The organism is Kitasatospora sp. NPDC088351 (genome assembly GCF_040685575.1).
GTDB lineage: Bacteria > Actinomycetota > Actinomycetes > Streptomycetales > Streptomycetaceae > Kitasatospora.
Genome location: NZ_JBFBIL010000004.1, coordinates 112,506 through 131,700 on the forward strand (window position 1 = coordinate 112,506; position 19,195 = coordinate 131,700).

Here is a 19,195-nt window from a genome sequence, read left to right on the forward strand (position 1 = left end):
CTTGCATGCCCGCTGGAATGTGCAGGCGGGACCGAACGGGCTCACGTCAACTGGGCGGACACACGGTCGCATCACAATGCACCTTGGGCTTGTTATCGCAGGTCGGGAACAAGGTGCAAGCTCGGTCCGTTCCTCCATGCCAAGGCGGCCCACGCCCGGGCGGCCGGGCTGTTCGAGGCGGAGCCGGCCCCGGTGGTGACGCCCGGCGGCATCGTGACGGCGGACGAGTCGGTGCGCCCCGGCACCACGACCGAGGTACTGGCCGGGCTGCGGCCCGCGTTCGAGGACCCGGCCTTCGCCGAGCGGTTCCCGCAGATCGGCTGGTCGGTGACGGCGGGCAACAGCAGTCCGATCAACGACGGCGCCTCGGCCGTGCTGATCACCAGCGGCGAGACGGCCGCGCGGCTGGGGCTGCGCCCGCCGGCCCGGCCGCACTCCTTCGCGGTGACCGGTTCGGACCCGCTGCCGATGCTCACCGGCGTACTGCCCGCGACCGGGAAGGTGCTGCGCCGGGCCGGGCTCTCGCTGTCGGACATCGACCCGTTCGAGGTGAACGAGGCGTTCGCGAGTGTGGTGCTGGCCTGGCTGCGGGAGACCGGCGCGGACCCGGCGAAGGTGAACGTCCACGGCGGGGCGATCGCGCTCGGCCACCCGCTCGGCGCCAGCGGCACCCGGCTGATGACGACGCTGGTGCACGCGATGCGCGCGCGGGGCGCCCGCTACGCGCCGCAGACCATGTGCGAGGCGGGCGGCCTGGCCAACGCCACCGTCCTGGAGGCGCTGGACTGAGCGGCGCCCCGGAACGCGCGGAAGGCCCGGGCCTCGCGAAGAGCGGCCGGCGGACTCCCCCGCCCCTCGCCCGCGCGGTCGGCCGGGCCCGCGTGGGAAGATGGCAGGGCTGGTGGAAACGATCTCCGGGCGGTTCTCTGGCCATGGTGAACGAGCAGCGTGATGCCGGCGGCCCCGGACGACCGCGCCGGGGGCAGCCGGTCGGGGCGCCGGATCAGGACGCCCTGCTGATGGTGCCGATCGCGACCGCGCTGGTCGAGGCCGACGGCCGGATCCTGCACTGGAGCAGTGACGCCGAGGCGCTGCTCGGCTACACCGCCGAGGAGGCGGTCGGCGCCAAGGCCGCGCAGCTGCTGACCTCGAAGGAGAACCGGCCCGAGGTGCTGGCCCTCTTCCAGGGGATTCTGGACGGCCGCGGCTGGTCGGGGGTCTTCCCCGTCCGGCACCGCGACGGCCACCAGGTCTCGCTGGAGTTCCGCACCCACCCGATCGCCGGGCCCGGCGGCACCCCGCTGGTCCTCGCCGTCGCCGCGGACGTCACGACGCTGCGCCGGATCCAGGCGGATCTCGCCATCCTCGACGGCTTCTTCACGCAGTCCCCCATCGGCATGAGCGTGTTCGACACCGGGCTCGCCTTCGTCCGACTGAACGACGCGCTGGCCCGGGTCAACGGTCTGCCCGTCGAGGCCCATCTGGGCCACCGGCTGACCGAGTTGCTGCCCGGGATCAACGGCGCCGAGAGCGAGGCGGTGATGCGGAGGGTGCTGGAGAGCGGCGAGCCGGTCGTGGACACCCACTCGCACGGCCGCACCCCGGGCGACCCGGCGCACGACCACGCCTGGTCGGCCTCGTACTTCCGGCTGGAGGATCCCGGCGGGCGGGTCCTCGGGGTCAGTTCGACCGTCATCGACATCACCGAGCACTTCCGCGCGGACGCCCGGGCGGCCCGCGCACAGGAGCGGCTGGCCCTGCTGGTCGACGCGGGCGCGTCCATCGGAACCACCCTCGACCTGCGGCAGACCGCCCGCGAACTGGCCGATGCGATGGTGCCCAAGATCGCCGACATCAGCGGCGTGTTCGCGCTGGAGGCGCTGGTCGCCGGGCGCGGCGTGGCGCCGCTCGACCCGGCCGCCCCGCAGCTGGTGCGCAGGCTCGCGCTCGCCACCGCCGACCCGGCGTACCCGGCCGAGACCCTGCCGGTGGACGCGGTGTACGAGCTGGCACCGGACTCCCCGTACACGCGGGCGCTGGCGACCGGGCGGACGGTGGTGGTGCCGTCCTGGGAACTGCCGCTGCTGAGCGAGGGCATCACCGAGAACGGCCACCAGGCGTACCTCGGCGACCGCCCGCGCTCGGTGCGGATCACCCCGCTGGTGGCGCGCGGCACCACGCTCGGCATGGTGGTGTACTCACGGCGCGGCGAGCGGGAGTCGTTCGCGGCGGCGGACATCACCGTCGGCGACGAGCTGGCCTCGCGCGCCGGCGTCGCGATCGACAACGCCCGGCTGTACCTGCGCGAGCACCAGACCGTCCTGGCCCGCCAGCGGGCGCTGCGCGAGGCGAGGGCCGCGCAGGAGCGGCTGGCACTGGTCAACGTCGCCTCGACCCGGATCGGCACCACGCTCGATCTCGCCCAGACCGCACTGGAGCTGGCGGAGGTCGCGACGCCCCGGCTGGCCGACACGGTGGTGGTCGAGATACTGGACGACCTGATCCGCGGCGAGCGCGAGGCCCGGGCCCCGGCGGACGGCTCCGCCGTGCTGCGCCGGATGGCCTTCTACTCGGTGCCCGGTTCGACGATGAGACCGATCGACCGGGTGGGCGGGGTGCAGCGGTTCCGGCCGGGCTCGCCGTACGCGTGGAGCCTGCGGCACCGCAAGCCGGTGCTGGTGCCGACGATGGACGCGGCCGGGATGGCCTGGTTCGCCGACGACCCGGTGCGTACGGCGGCGGTACGGGAGCAGAACCTCCTCTGCTTCATGGTGCTGCCGCTGATCGCCCGCGGCGCGGCGGTGGGCGTGGCGGGCTTCTACCGGACGGTGGTGGAGCGGCCGTACGACGACGAAGACCTGGCGCTGGCCGGGGAGCTGGCGGTCCGGGCGGCGCTCTCGATCGACAACGCGCTGCTCTTCACCCGGGAGCGCGACGCGGCCGCGGCCCGCCAGCGCGCCCTGGACGAGGTGTGGACCGCGCAGCAGCGGCTGTCGCTGCTCAACGAGGCGAGCAACCGGATCGGCACCACCCTCGATCTGCACCGCACCGCCGAGGAGTTGGTGGAGGTGGTGATCCCGCGCTTCGCCGACTTCGTCACCGTCGACCTGCGGGACGCGGTGCTCAGCGGCGACGAGCCGGGCCCGGTACCGGAGAAGGGCTCGGTGCTGATGCGGGCGGTGGCGGTCGGCGAAACGGACTCCGACGGCACGATGGCCGAGGCGTCCGACCAGGTGGGGGCGACCTCGCAGTCCGCCCAGATGTACGCGGAGAGCCTGCGCACCGGCCGCTCGATCCTGGTCCCGGAGGTCGACGAGGCGGCGCTGCGCCGGATCGCGTCCTCGCCGGACCGGGTGCAGCCGGGTCTGGATTCCGGGGTGCACTCCTATCTGATGGTGCCGCTGCTGGCACGCGGCCTGGTGCTGGGCGGCGTGGAGTTCATCCGGACCCGCAACCCGCAGCCGTTCGGACCGGCGGACCGGGCGCTGGCCGAGGAGTTCGCCTCTCGGACGGCGCTCGCCATGGACAACGGCAGGCTCTACCGCCGGGAGCGGGACACCGCACTGACGCTCCAGCGCAGCCTGCTCCCGCAGGAGGTGCACCGCGCGCTGGGCCTGGAGATCGCCTACCGCTACCTGCCGAGCAGCGTGGTCAGCGAGGTCGGCGGCGACTGGTTCGACGTCGTCCCGCTCTCCTCGGGCCGGGTCGCCCTGGTGGTCGGCGACGTGATGGGCCACGGCATCCGGGCCGCCGCCACCATGGGCCAGCTCCGCACGGTGGCACGCACGCTGATCACGCTCGACCTGGACCCGACCAGGGTGCTGCACCGGCTGGACGAGGCCACGTCCGCGCTCGGCGAGGGCCAGTTCGCCACCTGCGTCTGCGTGGTCTACGACCCGGTGGACCGCCGTTGCACCGCCGCCTGCGCCGGCCATCTGCCCCCGGTGGTGGCCGGCCCCGACGGGCTGGCCCGGCTGCTCGAACTGCCGCCGGGGGCACCGCTGGGTGTGGGCGGAGTGCCCTTCGAGAGCGTCGAGTTCACCCTCCCCGAGGAGGGCATCCTGGCGCTGTACACCGACGGCCTGGTCGAGCGCCGGGGGCACGACCTGGACGAGGGCCTGCGGCTGCTCTGCCGGACGATCGCCGACCGGCGCGGCTCGCTGGAGCAGACCTGCGACGCGGTGCTGGCCGCGCTCACCGACCGCACCAGCGAGGACGACATCGCCGTCATCATGGCGCAGGCCCGGCCGATCGGCACCGACCGGATCGCCACCCTGCCGCTGACCGGAGACCGCGCCATGGTCTCGCACTCGCGCCGGTTCACCCGCGACACGCTGGCCGGCTGGGGGCTGGACCCGCTCGCCGACTGGGCCGAGCTGCTCGCCAGCGAGTTGATCACCAACGCCCTGGTGCACGCCGGATCCCCCACCCAGCTACGGCTGTTCTGCAACCGGGTGCTCACGGTGGAGGTCGCCGACCAGGACAGCGAGACGCCCCGGATCCGGCGTGCCCACGAGGAGGACGAGGGCGGCCGCGGCATGCAACTGGTCAACGAACTCGCGCACCGCTGGGGCAGCCGCCGGACCAAGGAAGGCAAGGTGGTCTGGTTCGAGCTGGAGCTGCCGCCGGGCTCCTCCGTGCTGTAGCCGTAGCCGGGACCGGGACCGGGACCGGCAGGAGGCGGCGAACGGATCCACCGACGGGGACCGGCGGGCCTGCCCGGACACCCGGCCTGCGGCCTGTTCGCGGGGCCGGCCGGGCGGGCGGTTCAGTCCGGCAGCAGCAGGTTGACGTCGCCGAACTCGTGCCAGAGGTAGCGGTGCCGGACGGCCTCCGCGTAGCAGCGCGCCAGCAGCGGACGCCCGGCGACGGCCGCGAGCATCAGCAGGTGGGAGGCGCGCGGCTCGTGCCAGCCGGTGAGCAGGCCGTCCACCGCCCGCACCCCGCGTTCGGGGGTGATCACCAACTCGGTCCAGCCGTCGGCCTGCTGGACCGTCCCCTCCGGGCCGACCGCCGACTCCAGGGCGCGGACGGCGGTGGTGCCGACCGCGATCACCCGCCCGCCACCGGCCCGGACGTGCCCGACCAGCCGGGCGGTGGCCGCCGGCACCTGGAACCGCTCGGCGTACGGCGCCTCGTGCGCCTCCGGGGAGGCCACACCGGTGTGCAGGGTGACCGGCGCCACCAGCACCCCGCACCCGGCCAGCCGGGCCACCGTCCCGGCACTGAACGGCCGTGCGGCGCTGGGCATCTCGCTGCTGCCGGGGACGGTGGCGAAGACCGTCTGGTACGCCTCGATCGGCCAGTCCCGGTCCACGTAGCCGTACCGGATGGCCTTGCCGTGGCCCGCCAGGTAGCGCAACAGCGGTACCGGAAGGGAGAGTCGGGCGTACCAGAGCCGGGCGGTGAACGGTTCGACGAGTACGGCCGACGCGCCGTCCGGCAGCGCCACCCGCAGGCCCGGTCGGGCCGGGGACTCGGCCGGCGGGTAGTGGGCGGCGGCCTCACCGGGGGTGACGCGACGCAACTCGACCAGGAAGGAACCGCGTTGGTCGGGCTGGGCGGAGGAGAGGTGCAGCGCGACGGGGGTACCGTCGGGCAGCCGGCCGGGCAGCGCGGCGGGCAGGGTGGCCGAGTTGTTGACCACCAGGAGGTCGCCCGGGCGCAGCACCTCGGGCAGCTCGGTGAAGGCGTGGTGCTCGACGGCCGTGCCGCGTCGGCGGCCGACCAGCATCCGGACGCCGTCCCGGGCCGTTCCCCGGGCCTCCGCCGGTGCGCGGGCGGAGAGTTCGGGCGGGACGGTGACGTCGATGCCGGGGTCCAGGAGCGTCCCGCTCATCGCCCGCCCCGGACGGTGGCGAGGGCCGCATCGGGCGCGAGGGCCGGGGCGGCGGCCGTCAGGTCGGCGGCGCGGTAGCGGCCGGAGGCGGGGCGGTCACGGAGCAGGGCCAGCAGGGCCGGGACCACGGTCTCCGGCAGCGGCCGGTCGGAGATGTCCTCCCCGGGGAACGCCTCCTGGTGCATCCTGGTCCGCAGGTCACCCGGGTCGACCGCCCAAACCCTCAACCGCGGTTCCTCCTGGGCGAGTACGGCGGAGGCGTGGTCGAGCGCGGCCTTGCTCGCACCGTAGCCGCCCCAGCCCTCGTAGGCCTCGACGGCAGCGTCCGAGCTGATGTTGAGCACCGCGCCGGCCCGGCCGCGCAGCTGGGGCAGGAGGAGCTGGGTGAGGGCGATCGGTGCCAGGACATTGACCTCGAAGGTCTCCAGCAGACCGGGCAGCGGGAAGTCCGCCAGGTGCGGCAGCGGCGCACCTGCGAGGTCGTAACCGGTCAGCGTGGAGGCGTTGTTGACCAGCAGGTCGGCGCCCCCGAGGGCGGCGGCGGCCTCGGCGAGGCGTTCGCGGTGATCGTCGTCGACCACCGAACCGGCCGGGGCGGAGACCGTGGTGACGGCGGCCAGTTCGGCTTCCGCGGCGGAGAGCTCGGCGCTGTCGCGGGCCGTGATCACCAACTGCCAGCCGGCGGCGGCCAGCCCCCTGGCGAGGGCGAGGCCGAGACCGCGCGAGGCGCCGGTGACCAGGGCGACGGGGCCGGGCCGGACGGTGGAGGCGGTGTGCTGCGGTGCGTTCATGCCCCCACGATCGCCCCGGCCCGGTCCGAGACGGATCGGCCGCCGGGCCCGGAGCGGAGTCGTCCCTTGGCCCTAGACCAGCGGTCCTAGATCATCCGGCGGTCCCGGACCGTCCAGCGGGCTCGGGCCCGGCGGCCCACGCCTCCGGGTCCGACCAGGCGGTCAGCGTGCGGCGGCTCTCGAAGCGCCGCGGCCGCCCGGTCAGCGGGTCGGTGAACTCGACCACCGATGCCAGGAGTTGCAGCGGGCGGCGGAAGTCGTCCGGAGCCGTCTCCGGCAGTACCACCGGGTACACCGGGTCCCCGAGGATCGGCACGCCCAGGCTGCTCATGTGCAGCCGCAGCTGGTGGGTGCGCCCGCTGAGCGGCCGCAGCCGGTAGCGGGCGAGGCCGTCGCGCCGCTCGACCAGGTCGATCCGGCTCTCACTGTTCGGCGGGGCGTCGGTCTCCCGGGCCGCGATCACCCCGCGCTCCTTGACAATGTGGCTGCGCACCGTCCGCGGCAGCACGAGCGCGGGGTCGTACGGCGCGACGGCCTGGTACTCCTTGCGGACCAGCCGGTCCCGGAACAGCGTCTGATAGGCGCCGCGGTCCTCGGGCCGCACCACGAACATGGCCAGGCCCGCGGTCAGCCGGTCCAGCCGGTGCGCCGGGCTGAGCGCGGGCAGGGCGAGCGAGTGCCGCAGCCGGGAGAGCGCCGTCTCGACGACGTGCCGGCCGCGCGGTGTGGTGGCCAGGAAGTGCGGCTTGTCGACCACCACCAGGTGCTCGTCGTGGTGGAGCACGTCCAGCCGGAACGGGACGGGGGTCTCGTCCGGCGGATCCCGGTAGAGCCAGAGGTGGGCACCGGGCCGGAACGGCTCGTCCGGGCCGATCGGCCCGGACTCGCCGACGATCTCGCGGGCGGCCAGCAGGGCGTCGATCCGCGCCGGGTCCACGGTGGGCAACCGGTCGACCAGGTGCGCCCGCACCGTCGGCCACGCGCCCTCGGCCGGCAGCCGCAGGTGTACCGGGTCCACCCCGTTGCGCTGCGGGAGGGGGGCGGGCGGCTTGCTCTTCCGTCTCATCTCCCGGCCAGCCTAACCGGACCCCTTCGGAGCCCTGCCGCCGGAGCCCTGCCACCGGAGCCGCCCGGTATCGGGCGGCGCCCGAGGTGCCGGTGGCGGCGCGCGCGGAGGAAAGTGGAGGGTGAGAGGTCGGACCGGCCGTGCCCAGGACGGGAGGAGCTGGCAGGTGAGCGCCGAGAGCCTACCGGACGCGGTGCCGCCGCTGCATCTGCCGCGGCGGACCAGGCTGCTGCTGTGCGGCGCGTTCCTGCTGCTGGGCGCGGCCGTGGTGGCCGACCTCGTCACCGGGCCCGGGACGACCCTCTCCCCCGTGCTGGCGGTGGCGCCGATACTGGCCGGGGCCACCACGCGGACGGCGCGGGTGCCGCTGATCGCCGGGGCGATCGCCATCGCCGCCGTCGCACTGCTGGAGCTGACCAACAGCGGTCTGCCCGACTCCGTCCACGTCACCGCGCTGATCACCGTGCTGGCCGCCACCCTGGCCAGCGCCGGCAACGTCGTCCTGGTGGCGGCCCGGGAGCGCGAGCTGCTCCACGTCCGGACGGTGGCCGAGGCGGCGCAGCGGGCCCTGCTGCGCCCGCCGCCGGAGCGGATCGGGCCGCTGCGGACCGCCGTGCGGTACGTCGCGGCGGCGGCCGAGGCCAGGATCGGCGGCGACCTGTACGAGGTGGCGAACACCCCGTACGGTGTGCGGATCCTGCTGGGGGACGTGCAGGGGCACGGGCTCCCGGCGGTGGAGACGGCCGCGGACGTGCTGGGGGTGTTCCGGGAGGCGGCGCGCACCGAGCCTGACCTCGCCCGGCTGGCCGAACGGCTGGACGCGGCGCTGACCGGCCGCCCGGAGAACGACCGCTTCGTGACGGCGCTGCTGCTGAACGCGGCGCCGGACGGCGGGCCGGTCGACTTCGTGAACTGCGGCCATCCGAACCCGCTGTACCGCCGGGCCGGGCGGGTCGGCGAACTGGAACCGCCCCTGCACGCCCCGCCGCTGGGCCTGCTCGGCCTGGTCGGCGGCCGGTACCGCGTGGGCCGGTTCGAGCCGCGCCCGGGCGATCTGCTGCTGCTCCACACCGACGGCGTGTCCGAGGCGCGGAACGCGGCCGGGCGGTTCTACCCGCTGGCCGAGCGGTTCGCCGGGCTGCACGCCGGGAGCCCGGCGGACGTGCTGGACGAGCTGCTCGCGGATGTCGGCCGCTGGGTCGGCCAGGCCGGACTGGCCGACGACGCGGCGCTGCTGGCGGTGCGCTGGGAGCGCCGGGAGCACTGGGAGCACTGACCGCAGCGGCCAGGTGCCGGGCGAACCTGCCGGGTTCACCGGCACGTTCCGGCTCTCCGCCGACGGGGAGGGCAGGCACGCCTACGTCCTGTACGTCCTGGAGTACGAGTTGGGCTGATCACTCCGACGGCCGTCGGCCGCGCGGCACCGACTGCGGCCCGGCGTTCCGCTGACACGATGATGCGATCGGTGCGCGATCGACGTCGGGGAGTGACGTATGCCGGGTGGTGCGGTGACGGCGGCGGTCGAACCCGGACCGGGTCCCCGGCTCGGGCCCGGGCTCGGACCCGGCCTCGGGAAGGTCGACGGGGTGATCGGCCGGCTGCGGGAGATCGGGGCGGGCCTGCCCGGGGGCGACGGCGTGGCGGTGTTCAACCGGATGTACCTCACGGTGACGGAGACCGTGCGCGACCGGCTGACGGCGTGCGACCGGCCCTACTTCGCCGACCCGGTCGCCATGGCCGAGCTGGACGCGGTGTTCGCCGGGCGCTATCTGCTGGCCGTGGACGCCGACGCGGCCGGTGGGCGGCCGCCCGCCTGCTGGCGGCCGCTGTTCGAGCTGCGCGCGGACCCGGACGTGCACCCGGTCCAGTTCGCCCTGGCCGGGATTAACGCCCACATCCAGCACGATCTGCCGCTCGCCGTCCTGGACACCTGCCACCGGCTGGGCTGCCCGCCGGACGAACTGGCCGGGGACTACGACCGGATCAACGGACTGCTGGCGGAGGTGGAGACGACCGTCCGCGAGCAGCTGATGCCCGGGCCCGACCTGCTGGAGCGGGCCGAGCCGCTCACCCACCGGGTGGGCGCCTGGTCGGTCGACGCGGCCCGCGAGGCGGCGTGGACGAGCGTGCTCGCGCTCTGGGAGCTGCGCGAGGTGCCGTTGGCGGCGGCCGCGCTCGCCGCCGCGCTGGACGAATCGGTCGGCCTGCTCGGCCGCGCCCTGCTCACCCCGCTGGGGTTCCACGGCACCACCGCCGCGCCGGCGCCCGGCCGGCTCCCCGGGGCGGGGAACCGGCCGGGCGTCGGCCGAACACCGCGCCCGGGCGATCAGGCCCAGCTGGAGTGCAGCGGCTTGCCCTCGGCGTAGCCGGCGGCGCTCTGGATGCCGACCACGGCCTTCTCGTGGAACTCCTCCAGGCTGGAGGCGCCCGCGTAGGTGCAGGAGCTGCGCACCCCGGCGACGATCGAGTCGATCAGGTCCTCGACGCCCGGGCGGGCCGGGTCGACGAACATCCGCGAGTGCGAGATGCCCTCCTCGAACAGCGCCTTGCGGGCGCGGTCGTAGGCGGAGTCCTGGGCCGTGCGGTTGCTCACCGCGCGCGCCGAGGCCATGCCGAAGCTCTCCTTGTACTGGCGTCCGTCCGCGGTGGTCTGGAGGTCGCCCGGCGACTCGTAGGTACCGGCGAACCAGGAGCCGATCATCACGTTCGAGGCACCGGCGGCCAGCGCCATCGCGACATCGCGCGGGTGGCGCACGCCGCCGTCGGCCCAGACGTGCCGGCCGAGCCGGCGGGCCTCGGCGGCGCACTCCAGCACGGCGGAGAACTGCGGGCGGCCGACGCCGGTCATCATCCGGGTGGTGCACATCGCGCCGGGGCCGACACCGACCTTGAGGATGTCGGCGCCCGCCTCGACCAGGTCGCGGACACCGGCGGCGGAGACCACGTTGCCGGCCACGATCGGGATCCGCGGGTCCAGCCCGCGCACCGCGCGCAGCGCGCTGATCATCGACTCCTGGTGGCCGTGCGCGGTGTCGACCACCAGCACGTCCGCCCCGGCGTCGATCAGGGCCTGGGCCTTGCCGGCCACGTCGCCGTTGATGCCGACGGTGGCCGCGATCCGCAGCCTGCCGGCGGCGTCCACGGCCGGGGTGTAGAGGGTGGCGCGCAGCGCGTTCTTGCGGGTCAGGATGCCGACCAGGCGGCCCTCGGCGTCCACCACCGGGGCGAGCTTGCGGTGCGTCTCGCTCAGCCGGTCGAAGGCGGCGCGCGGGTCGATGCCCTCGTCCAGCAGCACCAGGTCGCGGGACATGACGTCGGCGAGGCTGGTGAAGCGGTCGACGCCCTGGCAGTCGGAGTCGGTGACCACGCCGACCGGCCGGCCGTCCTCGACCACGACCAGCGCGCCGTGCGCCCGCTTGTGCAGCAGCGACAGCGCCTCGGCGACGGTGGCGCCCGGGTCCAGCGTGATGGCGGTGTCGTGCACCAGGTGGCGCTGCTTGACCCAGCCGATGACGTCGGCGATGACCTCGGTGGGGATGTCCTGCGGGATGGCGACCAGGCCGCCGCGGCGGGCGACGGTCTCGGCCATCCGGCGGCCGGCGATGGCGGTCATGTTGGCCACGACCAGCGGGATGGTGGTGCCGGTGCCGTCGTTCGAGGAGAGGTCGACCGCCTGCCGGGAGCCCACGGCGGAACGGCTGGGGACCATGAAGACGTCGTCGTACGTCAGGTCGTACGAGGGCATGAGGTCGTTCAGGAAGCGCATGAAGGGGCTCTCTGGCTGGGGGGAGGTACACCTCGGGCGCGATTGCGGTGGTGCCGCAGGGCGCGTTCGGGCACCCCGCACCCAGCATTCGATTCTCCGGGACGGTGGAACCAAAAGCCAGTTCGAACAGGATTGCTGGCGCACCGCACAAAGCATGATCACCGGATCGGCGTCCGGCTTGGAGGTTCCTCCAGCCGGTCCGCTTTTCGCCCCGGCCACGGCCGCTCCCGTAGCATTCACGCGGTAACGGCGAGGCGAGACCAGAGAACGGCAGCGGGAATGACGGCGGGCGTGGACTTCGAGCAGGACATCGAGCGGGACGGCGGCGGCGAAGGCCCCGAGGAGGAGATCGACTACGGCCCCGGTCTCGACCCCGAGCGGCTGCGGCTCTGCCTCGACGTGCTCGCCGAGCTCGACCAGCTGCACGTGGACCACCCGGATGCGATCACCGTCCGCAAGGCCGTCGGCGGCATATTCCGCACGCTCAAGCAGCGCCGCCGCCAGGAGACCCGGGCCCGGAAGACCGCCAACGACCGCGAGGTCACCGCACGGACCGCCACCGGCGCGCCGACCCGGATCGACGACGAGACGGCCGGCGCGTTCGGCCTGACCACCGTCACCACCGCAGAGATCGCCGGCATCCTGGAGCGCCCGCGCTCCTGCTACACCTGCAAGCAGCGGTACGTCGAGGTGGACGCGTTCTACCACAACCTCTGCCAGCCCTGCGCCACCAGGAACCGCGCCCGCCGCGACGCCCGCGCCGACCTCACCGGCAAGCGCGCGCTGCTCACCGGCGGCCGGGCCAAGATCGGTATGTACATCGCGCTGATGCTGCTGCGCGACGGCGCCCACACCACCCTCACCACCCGTTTCCCCAACGACGCCATCCGCCGCTTCACCGCGATGCCGGACAGCGCCGAGTGGCTGCACCGCCTCAAGATCGTCGGCATCGACCTGCGCGACCCGGCCCAGGTCCTGGCGCTCGCGGACGAGGTCGCCGCGGACGGCCCGCTGGACATCCTGATCAACAACGCCGCGCAGACCGTGCGCCGGCCGCCGGAGTCCTACCGCGAGCTGGTCGCCGCCGAGTCGGCGCCGCTGCCGGCCGGCGAGCTGCCGCAGTCCACCACCATCGGCCGGTTCGGCAGCGGCAGCGTCGACCTGCCCGCGCTGCCCGCCCAGGCCACCGGCGGCAGCGAGCGGATCTCCGCCGAGGACGTCACCTCGCTGGCCCTGGTCACCGGCTCCGCGACGCCCGCCCGGATCGAGGCCGGCACCGCGATCGACGCCGGCGGCCTGGTGCCCGACCTCGCGTCCACCAACAGCTGGGTGCAGACCGTCAACGAGGTCGGCCCGGTGGAGCTGCTGGAGGTCCAGCTCTGCAACTCCACCGCGCCGTTCATCCTGATCAGCCGGCTCCGCCCGGCGATGGCCGCCTCCGCCTCCCGCCGCAAGTACGTGGTCAACGTCTCGGCGATGGAGGGTGTGTTCACCCGCGGTTACAAGGGCGCCGGCCACCCGCACACCAACATGGCCAAGGCCGCGCTCAACATGCTCACCCGCACCAGCGCGCAGGAGATGTTCGAGACCGACGGCATCCTGATGACCGCCGTCGACACCGGCTGGATCACCGACGAGCGGCCGCACCCGGACAAGATGCGCCTCGCCGAGGAGGGCTTCCACGCCCCGCTCGACCTGGTCGACGGCGCCGCCCGGGTGTACGACCCGATCGTCCGCGGCGAGCAGGGCGAGGACCTGTACGGCTGCTTCCTCAAGGACTTCGACCGCGCCGCCTGGTGACGGGCCGCCGTCCGACGACGGGCCGCCGCCGCGCGGTGGCGGCCCGTCGGCTCCCCCGCCCGTCCGGGTCGCCGTCCGAAGACCCGTATCACCGCCGTATCGCCGCCCGCATCGCCGTCCGTGAAGGAGACCGGAGTTGACCACCGCACCGATGCTCGGCGCAGGCGTGATCGTGCCCACCGGGGACGGCCGGGTGCTGCTCGGCCGCCGGATCACCGCCGGCGAGCCGCCCACGTGGAGCCTGCCCGGGGGCAAGGTGGACGACCCGGGCGAGTCCTTCGAGCAGGCCGCCACGCGTGAACTCGCCGAGGAGACCGGCATCGTGCTCCCCGCCTCGGAGATGCGCGTCCTGGCCGTCCTCCTCGACCACGAGCTGGGCCGGCCCCGGCTCACCGCGGCCGTGCTCGCCCCGCCGAGCCTGGCCGCCGCCGAGGTCACCGAGCCGCACGCCTGCGCCGGCTGGGAGCGGTTCCCGGTCGACGCCCTGCCCGGGCCGATGTTCTACCCGTCCGCCCTGGTCCTCGGCAGCTGGCTGCCGGGCCCGACGGCGCTGCGCGACGTCCTGCGCGCGGGGACGTACGCCTACCCCGTGGGCTCCTCGGGCTGACGCCCACCCGTCCGCGTGTCGACGGTGACGCGGAAGTGGCTGCCGTTGCGCGGGCCGAGCCGGGCGGTGGCGTGCGGACCGGGCACGGCGGTGTCGGCGGTGAACTCGCTCTGCCCGAGGCCGAGCCGGGCGGTGCGCTGGCCGCGGTAGCGGAAGTACACGGCCAGCCGGTGCGGCCCGGGCTCGACGGGCAGTCGCGTCCGGCCCCAGACCGCGGGCGCCTCCACACCGTCGATCGCCACCACCGGCCGGGTGAAGGCGTGGTGGAAGGCCCGCGCGACCAGCGAGGCACGGATGTCGACACTCAGCCGCACCACGGTTCCCCCTCACCGAAGCCTTCGGCCCGGAAGTCTACTCCGGTGCCCGGCTCCCGGCCCGGTGTCCGACCCGGCACCCGCTCAGCCGAGGTCGAACTCCGCGACGACCGGCAGGTGGTCGGAGGCCAGGTGCGCGAGGTCGTCGTCGACCACGGTGAACTCGCGGCAGCGTGCGGCCAGTTCGGGCGTGGCGAAGAGGTAGTCCAGCCGGGCCGCGCCGCCGGGGGCCTCCTCGGCGATCGGGATGCGGGTCGGGTAGGTCGGTCGCGGAGTGCCCCGGTCGAGGTCGGTCCAGCCCCGGGCGGCCAGCAGGTCGGCCGGGCCGGTGTCGATCCGGCCGTCGGCCGTGGTGGTCCGCAGCCGGAGGGTCCGGGCCAACGCCCGGTGGGTGTCGGGGTGTTCGGCGGCGGAGAGGCTGTTGAGGTCTCCCATCACCACCGAGTGCGGCGCGAACGAGGCGGCGCCGGCGACGGTCTCCGCCTCCGCCAGCCGGAAGAGCGGCGAGAACGGGTGGAGGTGCGTCATGACGAAGGCGACCTCCCCCAGCCCGGTGCGCAGCACCGCCTCCACCATGCCGTTGTACATCCCGGCCGACTGGGTGGAGGTGCGGACGACCGCCAGCTCGGGCCGGTGCAGCAGCGCCACATGGTTGCCGCTGGGGGCCCGGTTGAGGACGCCGACCAGGCCGAGCTCCTCGGCGAACCACTCGAAGGTGCCGTCGGTGTCGAACCCGGCGCACTCGCAGAGGCCCAGGACGTCGGGGCGCTGGGCGCGGATCACCGCGAGCAGCGGCTCGGTGCGGCGCTCCCCGCCGTCGAGGATGTTGTACGCCATCACGCGCATGGTGGGTTCTCCCTGCTGGTGGGGCTTGCCGGACGATCGTCGCGCAGCTCCGGCGGCAGCGCGGACCGCGGCGCGTTCTGGTAGGTGACCGGCCGCAGGAAGCGGCGGACGGCAGTGGGGCCGACGGCAGTGTGCAGGACGGAGGTGGTCGCCGGGTAGGGGCCGCCGTGGGTCATCGCCGGGGAGACGGCGACCCCGGTGGGGAAGCCGTCGAAGACCACCCGGCCGGCCTGCTGGACGGCGGCGTCGACGAGTTCGGCTTCGGCGTCGCCGTGGACGGTGACGGTGAGACCGGGCGGCAGGGCCCGCAGCACGGCCGGGAGCGCGGCCGGGTCGTCGTACCGGACCAGGACGGTGGCCGGGCCGAAGTACTCCTCGCGCAGCGAGGGGTGTTCGGTGAAGGTCCGGGTGTCGGTGCCGAGCACGGTGGTGGTGAAGGCGCCGTCGTCGTCGGCGGTGCCGTCCCGCAGCACCACGACGCCGCGCAGGGCGGCGAGTTCGGCGAGTCCGGCGGTGAGCCGGCGGGCCAGGTCGGGGCTGAGCAGCCGGCCGGCGGGGGCCTCGTCCAGCGCGGCGAGCAGGCGGGTGGCGAAGTCCCCGGCGCCGGCCGGCAGCAGGACGACGCCGGGGCTGGTGCAGAGCTGGCCGTAGCCGGTGGTGAGGGAGGCGGCGAGGCCCCGGGCGATCTCCTCGCCCCGGCGGGCGAGGGCGTCGGACAGCAGGACGACCGGGTTGACGCTGCCCATCTCGGCGTAGACGGGGATGGGGTCGGGGCGGGCGGCGGCCAGGTCGAACAGGGCGCGCCCGCCGGTCGACGAGCCGGTGAAGGCGACGGCGCGGATCGGGTCGGCGGTGACCAGCCGGCGGCCGGCCTCCAGGGCCGGGTCCGGGAGCAGCGCGAAGGTGCCGTCGGGGGCACCGGCGTCGCGCAGACCGGCCAGGACCGCGGCGGCGGTGAGCCGGGCGGTGCGCGGGTGCAGGGGGTGCGGGCGGCAGACCACCGGGCAGCCGGCGGCCAGGGCGGAGGCGGTGTCGCCACCGGCGGCGCCGAAGGCGAGCGGGAAGTTGCCGGCCCCGAAGACCGCGACCGGGCCGATGCCGACGAGCATCCGGCGCAGGTCGGGCCGGGGCGGACGGGCGGCGGGGTCGGCGCGGTCGACGACCGGTTCGGTGTGGGAGCCGTCGGCGGCGAGGTCCGCGAACATCCGCAGCTGGCGTACGGTGCGGGCGAGTTCGGCGGTGAGGCCGGGCTCGGGCAGGTTGGTCTCGCGGTGGGCGGTGGAGACGAGGTCGGGGCCGACGGCGTCGATCCGGTCGGCGACGGCGTGCAGCAGCCGCCCGTGGTAGGCGGTGGGCCGGCGGCGCAGCTCGGCGTGGGCGGCGGCGGCCCGGGCGGCCAGGGCGTCGGCGGGGTGGCCGCCGGGCGGGTGCGCGGCGGGTCCGGTAGGTGCGGTAGGTGCGGTGTTCGGGGTGTCCATGGCGTTCAGGGCCGTTCTCCTGGTGCGGCGGCGGTGCGCGGGGTCGGTACGGGGGGTCAGTTCGCGAAGCGGTGGGCGGGCACCCCGCGGACCCCCGGCCGGGCGACCAGGACGTGCCCGGCCGACGGTTCGGCGGCCCGCGCGGCCGGGTCGAGGCCCTGCCGGGCCGTGGTGACGTACAGGAGGTCCAGGCCGGGCCCGCCGAACCCGGGGCAGGTGGCCAGCCGGACGGGCAGCGGCAGGTGGGCGAGGAGTGTGCCGTCGGGCCCGTACCGGCGGACGGCGGCGCCTTCCCAGAGCGCCACCCAGAGGCAGTCCTCGCGGTCGACGGTGAGCCCGTCGGGGATGCCGTCGCCGGGGCCGAACCGGGCGAGGTCGCGGGGCGCGCCGAGCTCACCGGTCCGCTTGTCGTACGGAAAGACGCGGACGCGCGGCTCGGGCGCGCCGGAGTCGACGTAGTGGAGCAGGTCGCCGGCGAGGTTCCAGGCGAGGCCGTTGGACTCGGTGACGCCGTCCAGGACCAGCCGCACCGTCAGGTCGGCTTCGAGCAGGTAGAGGGCGCCGCCGCCGGGCCGCAGATCGAGGGCGGCGGTCCCGGCCCAGAACCGCCCGGCCGGGTCCACCGCGCCGTCGTTGAAGGCGACGCCCGCCGGGGCGCCGGGCAGCGGGATCCGCCGCTCGACGCCGCCGTCGGGGCCGGTCAGGACGAAGTCGGTGCCGGCCGCCAGGACGTGACCGCCCGCGGCACGGAGCCCGGCCGCGCCGACCGTGCCCGGGTACCGTACGGCCGAGTCCCCGCCCGGCCGGTGCCGGTGGACCGTACCGGCCGCAAGGTCGACCCAGACGAGTTCACCGGTCCGGTCGTCCCAGACCGGCCGCTCGCCCAGCTCTGCGCCGGCCGCGACCGCGATCTCCCACTCCATCCGTTTCCTTCCGCGTCGGGTCGGGTGAGGGCCCTTCAGGAGCGCCCGATCACCGGGGGGACCATCCCCAGGTGCGCCCCGATGGGGGCGCGGAGGAAGTCGAAGTCGCAGCCCTGCGAGGCCTGTGTGACGTGCTTTTGGTACAGCGCGGGCCAGCCGCGCAGGTGCGGCGAGGGCGGCGGTGACCAGGCGGCGCGGCGACGGGCCAGCTCCGCCGCCGGGACGTCCAGGTCGAGCCGCCCGGCCGGGACGTCCACCACGACCGTGTCGCCGGTACGGACCAGCGCCAACGGCCCGCCGACGGCGGCCTCGGGGGCGACGTGCAGGAAGACGGTGCCGAAGCTGGTCCCGCTCATCCGCCCGTCGGTGACCCGGACCATGTCCGTGACGCCCCGCGCCGCCAGCTTGGCGGGGATCGGGACCATGCCCCACTCGGGCATGCCGGGCACCCCGACCGGCCCGCAGCCGGTCAGCACCAGCACGGTGTCGGCGGTGACATCGAGGTCGGGGTCGTCGATCCGCGCCCGCATCTCCTGGTACGAGGTGAAGACCAGCGCCGGGCCGCGGTGGACGAGCAGCTCCGGGCCGGCCGCCGAGATCTTGATCACCGCGCCGTCCGGGGCCAGCGAGCCACGGACGACGGCGAAGGCCCCGCCCCGGCGCAGCGGGTCGGCGAGCGGCCGCAGCACGCCGGAGGGGCCGGGTGCGCCGGCGGCGGCCGCGCCGAGGGTCGTCCCGGCCACGGTCGGGGCGTCCTGGCCGAGGAGGCCGCCCAGTTCGCGGACCAGGGCCGGCACGCCGCCGGCCGCGTGCAGGTCCTGGACGAGGCCGGCGCCGGACGGTGCCACGTCGACGAGCACCGGCACGTCCGGGCGGGCGAAGTCCTCCGGTGCCAGGTCCAGGGCGAGCCGCCCGGCGAGGGCCGAGAGGTGGATGATCGCGTTGGACGAGCCGCCGACGGCGTTGAGCACGGTGATCGCGTTGCGGAACGCCGTCCGGGTGAGGATCCGCGACGGGGTGGTGCCCTCCCGTACCAGCTCGACCGCCCGGCGTCCGGCCTGCTCGGCGAACGTCTCGGCGGCCCGGTCCCCGGCCGGGACGGTCGCCGAGCCGGGCAGTGCCAGGCCGAGCGTCTCGGTGAGGACCGCCATGGTGGAGGCGGTGCCCATGGTGTTGCAGGCGCCGAGGCCGCAGGAGAGGCAGCGTTCGACCTCGGTCCAGGCGTCGTCGGAGAGCCGCCCGGTGCGGTGGTCCTCCCAGAGCCGCCACAGGTCGGTGCCGGTGCCGAGCCGGCGGCCCCGGAACACGGCCGGCTGGCGGGCGCCGCCGGTGACCAGGACGGCCGGGAGGTCGGCGCTGGCCGCGCCCATCAGCGCGCCGGGGACGGTCTTGTCGCAGTTGGCGAGCAGGACGACGCCGTCGAGCGGGTTGGCCCGCAGGGTCTCCTCGACCTCCATGGCGAGGAGGTTGCGGTAGAGCATCGCCGTCGGCTTCATCAGGTCCTCGCCGAGCGACATGACGGGGAAGCGCAGCGGGATGCCGCCGGCCTCGGTGATGCCCCGGCGGACGGCGTCGACCAGCCCGGCGAGCGGCAGGTTGCACGGGTTGAGGTCGCTCGCGGAGTCGGCGATGCCGATCACCGGGCGGTGGTCGTCGGCGGCAAGCTCGATCCCGGCCGAGCGCATCGCCACCCGGTGCAGGACGGCGACCTCGTCGTCGCCCGCGAACCACGCGCGGCTGCGCAACGGGGCGGGTTCCGGGCCCT

At 75.1% G+C, this 19,195-nt stretch carries 14 protein-coding genes and 1 pseudogene; 6 read left to right on the top strand and 9 right to left on the bottom strand.

Features of this window, described 5'->3' with window-relative positions; translation table 11 throughout:
- Window positions 1-135 precede the first annotated feature (135 nt).
- Together AB0P06_RS04620 and AB0P06_RS04625 are read left to right on the top strand one after the other, a co-directional pair.
- Window positions 136-789 (top strand): annotated as a pseudogene (locus AB0P06_RS04620) (thiolase family protein); the annotation flags it as partial.
- Window positions 790-932: 143 nt separating this feature from the next.
- Window positions 933-4,646 (top strand): SpoIIE family protein phosphatase, encoded by a 3,714-nt coding sequence (locus tag AB0P06_RS04625; RefSeq protein ID WP_363605042.1) that lies wholly within the window; start codon window positions 933-935, stop codon window positions 4,644-4,646.
- Window positions 4,647-4,768: 122 nt separating this feature from the next.
- Here AB0P06_RS04625 and AB0P06_RS04630 read toward each other — a convergent pair whose 3' ends face one another.
- From AB0P06_RS04630 to AB0P06_RS04640, 3 genes are all read right to left on the bottom strand, one after another.
- A complete protein-coding gene (locus tag AB0P06_RS04630) occupies window positions 4,769-5,839 on the bottom strand; it encodes an S-adenosylmethionine:tRNA ribosyltransferase-isomerase (protein ID WP_363605043.1) in 1,071 nt (356 codons plus the stop codon).
- Window positions 5,836-6,630, bottom strand: a complete 795-nt coding sequence (locus AB0P06_RS04635) for an SDR family NAD(P)-dependent oxidoreductase (RefSeq protein WP_363605045.1) — start codon at window positions 6,628-6,630, stop codon at window positions 5,836-5,838. Before AB0P06_RS04635 ends, AB0P06_RS04630 begins: the two co-directional genes overlap by 4 nt.
- Window positions 6,631-6,721: 91 nt before the next feature.
- Window positions 6,722-7,696, bottom strand: coding sequence for a pseudouridine synthase (locus AB0P06_RS04640; RefSeq protein ID WP_363605047.1), 975 nt, complete (start codon window positions 7,694-7,696; stop codon window positions 6,722-6,724).
- Window positions 7,697-7,862: 166 nt separating this feature from the next.
- Here AB0P06_RS04640 and AB0P06_RS04645 point away from each other — a divergent pair, with 166 nt between their 5' ends.
- The gene (locus AB0P06_RS04645; RefSeq protein WP_363605048.1) at window positions 7,863-8,972 is read left to right on the top strand and encodes a PP2C family protein-serine/threonine phosphatase; all 1,110 of its coding nucleotides are present in this window, start codon (window positions 7,863-7,865) and stop codon (window positions 8,970-8,972) included.
- Window positions 8,973-9,189: 217 nt separating this feature from the next.
- Window positions 9,190-10,062 (top strand): DUF5995 family protein, encoded by an 873-nt coding sequence (locus tag AB0P06_RS04650; protein ID WP_363605049.1) that lies wholly within the window; start codon window positions 9,190-9,192, stop codon window positions 10,060-10,062.
- Here AB0P06_RS04650 and AB0P06_RS04655 read toward each other — a convergent pair.
- Window positions 10,023-11,462, bottom strand: a complete 1,440-nt coding sequence (locus AB0P06_RS04655) for a GuaB1 family IMP dehydrogenase-related protein (RefSeq protein WP_363605050.1) — start codon at window positions 11,460-11,462, stop codon at window positions 10,023-10,025. The genes AB0P06_RS04650 and AB0P06_RS04655 overlap by 40 nt on opposite strands.
- A 309-nt stretch (window positions 11,463-11,771) precedes the next feature.
- On the opposite strand from AB0P06_RS04655, the gene AB0P06_RS04660 reads away from it, so the two are divergent.
- Together AB0P06_RS04660 and AB0P06_RS04665 are read left to right on the top strand one after the other, a co-directional pair.
- Window positions 11,772-13,262 carry an SDR family NAD(P)-dependent oxidoreductase gene (locus AB0P06_RS04660; RefSeq protein WP_363605166.1) on the top strand — a complete coding sequence of 497 codons (1,491 nt, stop codon included), beginning with the start codon at window positions 11,772-11,774 and terminating at the stop codon, window positions 13,260-13,262.
- A 136-nt stretch (window positions 13,263-13,398) separates the two neighbouring features.
- On the top strand, window positions 13,399-13,869 hold the full coding sequence (locus tag AB0P06_RS04665) for an NUDIX domain-containing protein (protein ID WP_363605051.1): 471 nt from the start codon (window positions 13,399-13,401) through the stop codon (window positions 13,867-13,869).
- On the opposite strand, the gene AB0P06_RS04670 is transcribed toward AB0P06_RS04665, so the two are convergent.
- The 5 genes from AB0P06_RS04670 to AB0P06_RS04690 form a co-directional block, all read right to left on the bottom strand.
- Window positions 13,845-14,186: a hypothetical protein gene (locus AB0P06_RS04670; protein ID WP_363605053.1), complete on the bottom strand. Its 342-nt coding sequence runs from the start codon at window positions 14,184-14,186 to the stop codon at window positions 13,845-13,847. The genes AB0P06_RS04665 and AB0P06_RS04670 overlap by 25 nt on opposite strands.
- Before the next feature lie 81 nt (window positions 14,187-14,267).
- Window positions 14,268-15,029 carry an endonuclease/exonuclease/phosphatase family protein gene (locus AB0P06_RS04675; protein ID WP_363605054.1) on the bottom strand — a complete coding sequence of 254 codons (762 nt, stop codon included), beginning with the start codon at window positions 15,027-15,029 and terminating at the stop codon, window positions 14,268-14,270.
- Entirely contained in the window at window positions 15,020-16,507 is a 1,488-nt protein-coding gene (locus AB0P06_RS04680; protein WP_363605056.1) for an aldehyde dehydrogenase (NADP(+)), read from the bottom strand. Before AB0P06_RS04680 ends, AB0P06_RS04675 begins: the two co-directional genes overlap by 10 nt.
- A 56-nt stretch (window positions 16,508-16,563) precedes the next feature.
- Window positions 16,564-17,430, bottom strand: a complete 867-nt coding sequence (locus tag AB0P06_RS04685; protein WP_363605057.1) for an SMP-30/gluconolactonase/LRE family protein — start codon at window positions 17,428-17,430, stop codon at window positions 16,564-16,566.
- 35 nt (window positions 17,431-17,465) lie between these two features.
- Complete coding sequence (locus AB0P06_RS04690; protein WP_363605058.1) at window positions 17,466-19,175, bottom strand: dihydroxy-acid dehydratase; 1,710 nt, start codon at window positions 19,173-19,175, stop codon at window positions 17,466-17,468.
- Window positions 19,176-19,195 lie beyond the last annotated feature (20 nt).